8 protein-coding genes are annotated in these 8,785 nt (G+C 72.4%); 5 read left to right on the forward strand and 3 right to left on the reverse strand.

Features of this window, described 5'->3' with window-relative positions:
* Nucleotides 1-24: 24 nt before the first annotated feature.
* From AB0I42_RS20720 to AB0I42_RS20730, 3 genes are all read right to left on the reverse strand, one after another.
* Nucleotides 25-1,446 carry a M20/M25/M40 family metallo-hydrolase gene (locus AB0I42_RS20720; RefSeq protein ID WP_357539167.1) on the reverse strand — a complete coding sequence of 474 codons (1,422 nt, stop codon included), beginning with the start codon at nt 1,444-1,446 and terminating at the stop codon, nt 25-27.
* Nucleotides 1,447-1,832: 386 nt separating this feature from the next.
* Nucleotides 1,833-1,991: a hypothetical protein gene (locus tag AB0I42_RS20725; RefSeq protein ID WP_357539168.1), complete on the reverse strand. Its 159-nt coding sequence runs from the start codon at nt 1,989-1,991 to the stop codon at nt 1,833-1,835.
* Between the two features lie 82 nt (nt 1,992-2,073).
* Nucleotides 2,074-2,814 (reverse strand): hypothetical protein, encoded by a 741-nt coding sequence (locus AB0I42_RS20730; protein ID WP_357539169.1) that lies wholly within the window; start codon nt 2,812-2,814, stop codon nt 2,074-2,076.
* Nucleotides 2,815-3,164: 350 nt separating this feature from the next.
* Here AB0I42_RS20730 and AB0I42_RS20735 point away from each other — a divergent pair, with 350 nt between their 5' ends.
* From AB0I42_RS20735 to AB0I42_RS20755, 5 genes are all read left to right on the forward strand, one after another.
* On the forward strand, nt 3,165-3,950 hold the full coding sequence (locus tag AB0I42_RS20735) for a hypothetical protein (RefSeq protein WP_357539170.1): 786 nt from the start codon (nt 3,165-3,167) through the stop codon (nt 3,948-3,950).
* A 422-nt stretch (nt 3,951-4,372) separates the two neighbouring features.
* Nucleotides 4,373-4,714: a pilin gene (locus AB0I42_RS20740; RefSeq protein ID WP_357539171.1), complete on the forward strand. Its 342-nt coding sequence runs from the start codon at nt 4,373-4,375 to the stop codon at nt 4,712-4,714.
* Nucleotides 4,711-5,994 carry a conjugal transfer protein TrbL family protein gene (locus tag AB0I42_RS20745; protein WP_357539172.1) on the forward strand — a complete coding sequence of 428 codons (1,284 nt, stop codon included), beginning with the start codon at nt 4,711-4,713 and terminating at the stop codon, nt 5,992-5,994. Before AB0I42_RS20740 ends, AB0I42_RS20745 begins: the two co-directional genes overlap by 4 nt.
* Nucleotides 5,984-6,931, forward strand: coding sequence for a PrgI family protein (locus AB0I42_RS20750; protein ID WP_357539173.1), 948 nt, complete (start codon nt 5,984-5,986; stop codon nt 6,929-6,931). Before AB0I42_RS20745 ends, AB0I42_RS20750 begins: the two co-directional genes overlap by 11 nt.
* A gap of 104 nt (nt 6,932-7,035) precedes the next feature.
* Nucleotides 7,036-8,757 (forward strand): ATP-binding protein, encoded by a 1,722-nt coding sequence (locus tag AB0I42_RS20755; protein ID WP_357539179.1) that lies wholly within the window; start codon nt 7,036-7,038, stop codon nt 8,755-8,757.
* Nucleotides 8,758-8,785: the final 28 nt, after the last annotated feature.

Below are 8,785 nucleotides of genomic sequence, written 5' to 3' on the forward strand. Positions count from 1 at the left end.
GCTCACCGGCCACCCGACCGGAGGTCAGCCCCGGGCCGTCGCGAAGGTGGCGGCGCCGATCAGCTCCAGCGACACCTGGAGACGCTCCAGGCTGATGTTCTTCTCGATGGTGTCCTCCGGGCTGTGGTACGGCGGCTCCAGCAGCGCCGGGGACTCCTCGCCCCGCCAGGAGAAGTTGGCGCTGGCGATGCCGACCTCCTGGAACGACTGGTGGTCGCTGGAACCACGCTGCGTGACCGGGGAGATCCGCGGCTCGTACCCGAGTCGGGTGGCCGCCGCCGCGACCTCGTTGGTGGCCCGGTTCGCCTCGCCGGTGAAGGACAGCAGCCAGTACTTCGTGGCCGGGTCCCAGCTCGTGGCGACCATGTCGTTGTTGTAGACCGCGAGGAAGCGGTCCCGCTCAGCCTGCGGAAGCTGCCGGACGTAGTACCGGGAGCCGATCAGGCCCTGCTCCTCGGAACCCCACAGGGCGAACCGGATGGTCGCCTCCAGTGGCGTGTTCTTCAGCACCCGGGCCAACTCCAGGGCGAGCACCGTGCCGGAGCCGTCGTCGTTTGCCCCGGGGGCGCCGATGACGGTGTCGTAGTGGGCGCAGACCATGACGATGGGGCCGTCCGCGCCGAGGGAACCGACCCGCTCGCCGATCACGTTGTTCGAGATCAGGTTGCGGTGCGCCGTGGTCTTGATGACCAGGACGAGCCGCTGCGCGGCGGCCAGTTCACGCAGCCGGTGCTTCTGCGCCTGCGCGACGCCGACGACCGGGATCGGTACCGGGTTGCTGGCCGAGCCGGGCAGGGTGGGGGAGAAGGCCGAGGCCATCCGGGGTGCCACCGCGTCGGCCGGGAGGAAGATCACGGCCGCCGCGCCCTTCGCCAGGGCGGTGGCGACGAGTTGCTCACGCTGGGCGGCGACGTAGTCGACGAGGACGATCCGGCCGGTCGAGTTCGCCGGGTAGTTCTCCGGTGCGCCGGCGCCGACGTCGATCACCTGGCCGCGAACCTTGGTGTCCAGCGCACCGTGCGCGGAGGCCCCGGCCTGCCAGCAGAGGTCCCAGGGCAGGCGGGTCGGCGAGCTGAGGTCGGCGAGGAACTTGTCCGCCACCGGGAACGGCTGCAACGTCGTGTCGTAGCCCATCCGGTCGAGGGTGCGGGCGATGAAGTCGGCGGCCCGCCGCTCCGAGTCCGTGCCACCGATGCGGGGGCCGATCTTCTCGGAGAGGGTGAAGAGGTCGTTGAGGGCCCGCTTCGCCGAGGCCTGCCGGACGATCTTCTTGTCGTCCAGGGTGAGCTGGGGCATCCGGAGAGCACCCGGGCGCAGGTCGTCCGCGGCCCAGGCCGGGACCGGCAGGGCGACGGTGGCGGCACCGCCGAGCGCCACGGCCAGCATCCGGCGGCGGTTCAGGGGGGAGCGGGAAGAGGGGGTGGCGTGCCCGTCCTGTGTAGTCAAAGGGTCCTCCTGGTTTGGGGCTGGACCCGGGACCGTCATGCGGTGGCCCGGGTCACATGCGACAGAACTTATCTGTCCGTTCATCTCTTCTCAAGATCGCGTAGCGGTTTCTCCGCAGGTCAGATCGCTATACGGCGGGAATGTGGCGGTTTGTGGGCCGGGGTTGCATTCGGCTTCCCGGGTGACCTGGCGTGCTTGGGCCGCTGCGGGCCGTAGTTTCAGCGGTGGTGCGATGACCTGGGCCGGGTAGGTCTTGGTCAGGCCCTGATGGTCGGTGTCGACCAGGACCTTCACCTGCGGGTAGGCGTGGCAGGGGTTCGATTCCCTCGGCCCGGGCGGCGGTGGCGTCGTGCATGCGTCCGGGCGGTAGCTGCCGCACCACCGCCTCACACGCCGGCGTCGGAGACGACGGTGGCGTTGATCGTGTTCTGTCGGGTCTCGCCGGGCGCGAACGCCTCGCGACCCGGCCTGCCGGGTCGGCGGACCCGGATCTCGGTGGTGTCCAGTCGCAGCGTCACGCCTTCGGCGGCGGCGTAGGCGAACACGTCGGCCAGGGTTCGTAGCCGTTGGCCACTGGACACTGGCCGGGGTGCCCGACCTGTCCGTGGGTCGGCTCGGCGGTGTGGGTCAACGGTGTCTGTCGCCGATGACGAACACCAGTAGGTCGACACCTGCCGGCGTGGTCGTCTCGCGGGGAGCGTGAACGGCAGGCCGTGTGGCTGCGGCCGGTGTCACCGCCACGATGTGCCGCAGCCAGCCGAGGCCGGCTCGGCGGGCTGCCGGGACGACGAGCCGGACGTGCGCGGTGTAGTCGGTGGCGGCGTCGCCGGGTGTGACGGCGACGATGGTGTAGCCGTTGTGGGCGAGCAGCAGCCGGCAGGCGGCGAACAGGTCGGTCAGTTCCGCGGTGGCGGTCTTTGCGGGTGGGAGCTGGCGGTGCTGCGGCGGCCAGCGCAGGACGAGGAGCCGGACGGTGCCGGCGACGTGGTCGAGGTCGGCGAGGTCGGCGGGCGAGCTGACGGCGACGTAGGTGCAGCCGGCGGCGCCGGCCGCTCCGGCGAGGGCGGGCTCGTGGCCGAGGCTGACGATCGCGTCGCCGGGGCCGCTGGTGTAGTAGGCGACGAGCAGCCGCGCGGTTTCGGCGGTGATCGTGTCGGTGTGGTGGGCGCCGCGGTCGTGAAGATCGGTGACGTGCCAGATGGTGACGGGCACGGGCAGGTCACCAGGCAGGGCGTCGGCGGCGCCGGCCGGGGGCTTGGCCGAGATCCGGGATGGTGTGGGCGGGTCGGCGGCCGGCCGGGGGACGGCGGGGTGTAGTGGCTGCGTCGTGGGCGGGTGTGGTTCCCGTCCCGGGTAGGTGTCGTTCATGTCTACCCATGGCCCAACTGGCGACCGGAATGTGGCGGCCGTGGTCGGCCGGTTACCCAACCGGTGCTGACGTCTTGTATCGACGCACCCGACCGGTGTCGGCCGTCGGCGGCATGGAAAGCCAACTGTCCAGTTGAGGCGCACCAACGGGCGGGTTCACCGGCATGGGCCGATCTGTGTCGTCACGCCGTTTGGTGGTTGGCGACCGCAGGCTGCTGTGGCAGTGGCCGCGCGGGGCCGGGCTGGCGCTGGTGGGGCAACGCGTTGGGGTGACGTGCGCGGATGGAGGCCGTCAATGCGTGGGCCCGCGCCAGGGGTACCGCGTATCCGCCCAGTCCGGGAGATCGCTGATGTCTGAGCCTTGGCCGTCCACGCCCCTGGCCGCCGCTGAGCGTGCCTTCGACCTGTTGACCTGTCCACCGACGCCGCTGTCCCTGGACTGTCGGGCGATTACCGGCATGCCGCCGACGGTCCTGCCGCTGAACCAGGTGAAACGAACGCTCACCTCGAGTGCGACGCCGCGCCCGGTACGTGATCTGGTGTGGCGGGAGTTGGTGATCCGGGCCCGTCGCGACGGACCGGCGTGGGTGGTGGCCGCGGTCGGGGTCGCGATGCCTGGTCTGCGTCGTACGGCGGGCATGCTCGCCCGGGGTTGGCGTGGGGACATCGCCGACCTTGACGCGGAGTTGCTTGCCGGTTTCCTGCAGCGGCTGGGCACCGTCGACCTGGATGAGCCGCGGATCTGCGGGCGGCTGGTCGATGCCGGCGCCCGGGCGGTGAAGCAGGCCCGTGACCGGGAGGCGGGGGCGGAGTTCGTCCGGGTTGCGCGGGTGTGGACGGCGCCGCCGCCAGAGCCGTGGGATCACCCGGACTGGCTGCTGTCGCGGGCGGTGGCGGCGGCCGTCATCGACCCGGACGAGTTTCTTCTGATCGCGTGGACGAGGCTGGACCATCTGTCGGTCCAGGTCGTCGCCGACAGGCTCGGCGTCGAGGTGGAGGTGGCGCGGGCCTGGCGTAGGAAGGCGGAGCGGCGTCTGGTGGACGCTATCGGTGGCGGGGAGCTGGACTGGAGTTCTCTGCTGCCGAAGGGTCGCAAGGTGACCGACGCGGCCCGGCCGGCGGGCGCAGCAGGCTGATCGTGCGCGGTGGCGGGGCGACGACCTTGGTCGTCGCCCCGCCACTTTGTTGTGGCCCGGACGCGACCAGCCGGGGCGCCGGCGTGGACCGGTTGCCCGGTCATGGTGCCGGCAGGTGGTGGCCGCGCCGCTGACCGGTTGGGTGTGTTGGTTCGCGGTTGGGTGCGCGAGCCCGTGCGGCCGCTTCGTTGGGTGGTCAACGAGGGCCCTTTGTAGGCAAGGAATCGCTGCGAGGCCGGCCGGTCGGCGGCGGTTCCCGCGCCACCGACCGGGTGGGCAGGCGGGCTGCGACAGCGGACCGCGTGGACCGACTTGCGGGACCGTGCGACGGCACGGCGTTGTCGGGATCCGACTGTGCACCAGCGGTGACGCTCATCCGTTCACACGTGCCCCAGGTGTTGGGGCGCAGATGGGAGTCATCCATGTACCGAAAACTGCTTCGTGTGACCGCGGCCGGGTTCGTGGCCCTGGCCTCGGTCGTGCTGGCCGCCGCGCCGGCGTCGGCGGCCGAACCGGCGCTGCTGGCGGTCGCCGATCTGCCGACGGTGATCCGGAACCTGACCGGATGGATCGTCGGGATCATCGCCGCCGTCGCCACGTTGTTCCTGACTATCGGCGGCGCCCGCTATTTGATGGCCGGCGGTGATCCGTCGGAGGTCGAGCGGGCCAAGGATGCGCTGAAGTCGGCGGGGGTCGGCTACGCGCTGGCCGTTCTCGCGCCGGTGATCCTGGCGGTCCTCAAGGGCGTCCTGGGTGTGCCGTGATCGGCTGGCAGATCGATCAGCTTGTCGGCTGGCTGGTCCGGGCTGTGCTGGCGGTCCTCGAGCTGTTGTGGGGGCTGCTGGCACGCACCGCGTTCACGAACCCGGACGTGACGGTGCTGCCTCAGGTCGGTGCGGCCAGTGACCGGTCGCTGCTGGTGGTCAACAGTGTCTTCGTGTTGGCGATCGTCGCGGTCGGGGTCGCGGTGATGGCCGGTCGGACGGTGCCCGGCCGCGACGGCGTCGGCGAACTGGTGTCCCGCCTGGTGGTGGGGTTCGTGGCCGCGAACTTCGCGATGCCGTTGTGTCGGCACTTGATCGAGTTCGTCAACGCGGTCACGGCCGCGTTGACCGGCGATTCGGTCACCTCCGGCGACTCGTTCACGCAGATGCGCCGCGTCGTCGCCGACGCGTTGACCGATCCGGCCAACGCCCTGCTGACGGTGATCATCGGGCTGATGATCGCGGTGCTGACCGCGATGCTGATGGTCACCTGGCTGGTCCGGGTGGCGGTGCTGGTCTTCGTGGTCGGTATCGCCCCGCTGGCGTTGGCGTGCCATGCCACCCCGTACACCGACGGTGTGGCCAGGCTGTGGTGGCGGGCGCTGCTCGGTGTGCTGGCCACCGCGGTGTTGCAGGCGTTCGCGATGCACACCACCTTGTCGATCTTCGTCGGTGTGGACGCGAACCTGCCGGCGCTGGGTATCCCGAACGACCCGACGGGCACGGTGAATCTGCTCATCGTGGCCTGCCTGCTGTGGGTCACGGTCCGTATCCCGGCTCTGATGCGCCGCTACGTCATGGGCGGGCACGGCCCCGGGACGCTGCTGAAGGCGCTGGTGATCAACCAGGTGTCGCGGGTGGCCCGGATGCCGGCCGTTCGTGGCGGGGCGCGGATGGCGGCGGCCGCCGGCGGTGGCCGCGGTCGGCGCCGTTCCCGTGACGCCGCAGGCGGGTCGGTCGCGGACACCGTCATCTCGTACTGGCGGCCGCGGCTGCCGCGGCCCGCGCTGCGAGCGGCCCGGACGTCGGCGGGCACGACGACGAAGCCGGCGGCGCCGCGACTGCCGGTCCCGGCCGGGGTCACGCCGGCCACCGCCATGCCTTCGCGTGAGCCGGGTTGGCGCCGGGCCGGCCGGCCGTCGCCGACGGCGCAGATGCCCGGCGCGGCAGGCCACACCGCCGCGCCGGGCTGGGCGGGCCGCCGCCCCGTTCCGGTACGTGACCGGCGGGCGCCGGCCACTGTTCGTCATCGCTCGACAGGAGGACGTCGTGGACACTGACCCACCGGTTTCGGCGCGGGTTCCCGCCGACGTCGAAGCCCCGGACAAGATCTTCTACGGCTTCACGGCCCGGCAGGTGGCGGTCGTGGCCGCCGCCGTCGCGGTCGTCTACCTCGGCTGGCAGCTGGTCGGTGCCCGGATACCGCTGCCGGCGTTCGCCGCCGTGGCCGTACCCGTGGTCGCGGTGGCGGCGGCGGTGGCGGTGGGCCGCCGTGACGGGGTCACGCTCGACGCCTGGCTGTGGGCCGCGATCCGGTACCGGCGCGGCCCACACCAGATGGTGCCGGCGTCCGGGCAGCAGGCGAGCGTGCCGGCGTGGGCGCCGCACGCGCTCGGCGACCGTAGCCCGGTCGGCGTGCTGCGGCTGCCCGCCCACGCCATCGACGACAGCGGCGTCATCGACCTGGGCACTGACGGCACGGTCGCCCTGGTCGCGGCGACGACGGTGAACATCGGCCTGCGTACCAGCAGCGAGCAGGCCGGCCTCGTCGGCGGCTACGGCCGCTGGCTGAACTCGTTGACCGGCCCGGTGCAGGTCGTCGTCTCCGCCCGACGGGTCGACCTGACCAGCCACGCCCAGCGGGTCGTCGACGCGGCGCGGACGCTACCGCATCCGGCGCTGGCCGACGCCGCCGCCGACTACGCCGACTTCCTGCTCGACATCGCCGCCGACCGCGACCCGCTGTCACGCACCGTCACGATCGCCTGTGTCGCGCCCGCCGTCGGCGGGGGACGGGCCGAGGCGCTGCGTCGCGCGGAACACACCGCCGCCGCCCTGTCCGGGCTCGGCTGCCGGACCCGGGTGCTGGACGGGCCCACCGCGGCCGCGGTCGTTGCCGCCGCCGCCGACCCGTACACCGGCGTCGACGCCAGTTGGCCGCGGGCCACCCCCGGCACACCGATCACCGCCCACCCAACTGCGGAGGAAACCCCGTGAACCCCATAACCGCGTTCAGATCCCTTCTCGGTGCACCACGCACCCGCCGCCCCGACGTCGTCGACCGGGCCGGGCAGGTCGCCGCCGCCGTCGGCCCGTCCTCGGTGCACACCCTGGCCGGGCACCTGCGCATCGGTGACGGCTTCGCCGCCGTCCTGATCGTCACCGGCTATCCGCCGCAGGTCGGCGTCGCCTGGCTGGACACGATCGTGTCGTGGCCGGGCCGCGTCGACGTCGTCGCACACATCGAACCGGTACCGCCCGCGACAGCCGCCGCCCGGCTGCGCCGGCAACGGGCCCGGCTGGAGTCCAGCCGCCGTGTCGACGCCGACCACGGCCGGCTCGGCGACCCGCTCACCGACGCCGCCGCCGACGACGCCGCGGACCTGGCCGACCGGGTCGCCCGCGGCGCCGCCCGCCTGTTCCGTACCGGCCACTACCTGTGTGTGCACGCCGAAACCGAGGACGAGCTGGTCGAGGCGGTCGCCGACGTGCGGGCGGCCGCGGCCAGCGTGCTGCTGGACACCCAGCCGGCGACGTGGCGGCAACTGCAGGGCTGGCTGTCGACACTGCCGCTGGGCACCGACCGGCTGGCGATGCGCCGGGTGTTCGACACCGACGCCCTGGCGGCGGCGTTCCCGCTGGCGTCGGCGGACCTGCCGGCGCCGCTGCCCGGCGACGGCACCCCGCCCGCCGGAGTGCTGTACGGGCTCAACAGCGGCAGCAGCGGTGTCGTGTGGTGGGACCGGTGGAGTCAGGAGAACCACAACTCCGTCGTGCTGGCCCGCTCCGGGGCAGGAAAGTCGTACCTGGTCAAGCTGGAGATTCTCCGGTCGCTGTACGACGGGGTCGTCGTGGCGGTCATCGACCCCGAGGACGAGTACCTGCGGCTGTGCGAGGCGGTCGGCGCGACATCGATCCGGCTCGGCGCCGCCGGCGTGCGTGTCAACCCGCTCGACATTCCCGCCGCCGACCGGCGCCCCGACGCCCTGACCCGCCGCGCACTGTTTCTGCACACCCTTGTCGCGGTGCTGTTGGCGCAGCAGCCGCCGCCGGCGGAACGCGCCGCCCTGGACAAGGCGATCACCGCCACCTACGCCGCCGCCGGGATCACCAACGACCCCGGCACCTGGTCGCGTCCGTCACCACTGCTGCGCAACCTGGCCGAAACCCTGACCGGCGACCCGAACCCGGCCGCCCAACTGCTTGCCGCCCGGCTGACCCCGTGGACGCAGGGCTCGTTTAGGGACCTGTTCGACGGGCCGACAACGTCCGCACCCCACGGGCACCTGGTGGTGTGGTCGACCCGGCAACTGCCCGACGAACTTCGCGCCCCCGCAATGCTGCTGGCGCTCGATGCGATCTGGCGCGACGTCGACACCGACCGGCTCGGCGCCCGCCGCCTGGTCGTCGTTGACGAGGCCTGGTCGCTGCTGCAGGACAGCGAAGGCGCGAAGTTCCTGTACCGGCTGTCGAAGGCGGCCCGCAAACGGCGGGCCGGCGTCGCCGTCGTCACCCAGGACGCCGCCGACCTGCTCGGCTCCGACCTCGGGCGGGCGGTGGTCAACAACGCCGCGACCCAGATCCTGATGCGGCAGAGCCCGCAGGCGATCGACCTGATCACCGACACGTTCGGCCTGACCGCCGGCGAGGCCCGGCTGCTGCTGTCCGCCGAGCGCGGCGAGGCGCTGCTGCTGGCCGGATCCCACCGCGTCGGCTTCCACACCGTTGCCTCCGCCAGCGAACACCAGCTCGCCGCCACTGGTCTGGAGTTCGCTTCAACTTTGCGGGATTCCGGGGCGAACTCCGGAGTGGTGGGCCTGTGAGGAGGTTAGCGGGTCGTGGAGTTGGTCG

Source organism: Polymorphospora sp. NPDC050346, from assembly GCF_040655695.1.
In the GTDB taxonomy this organism is placed as follows: domain Bacteria; phylum Actinomycetota; class Actinomycetes; order Mycobacteriales; family Micromonosporaceae; genus Polymorphospora; species Polymorphospora lycopeni.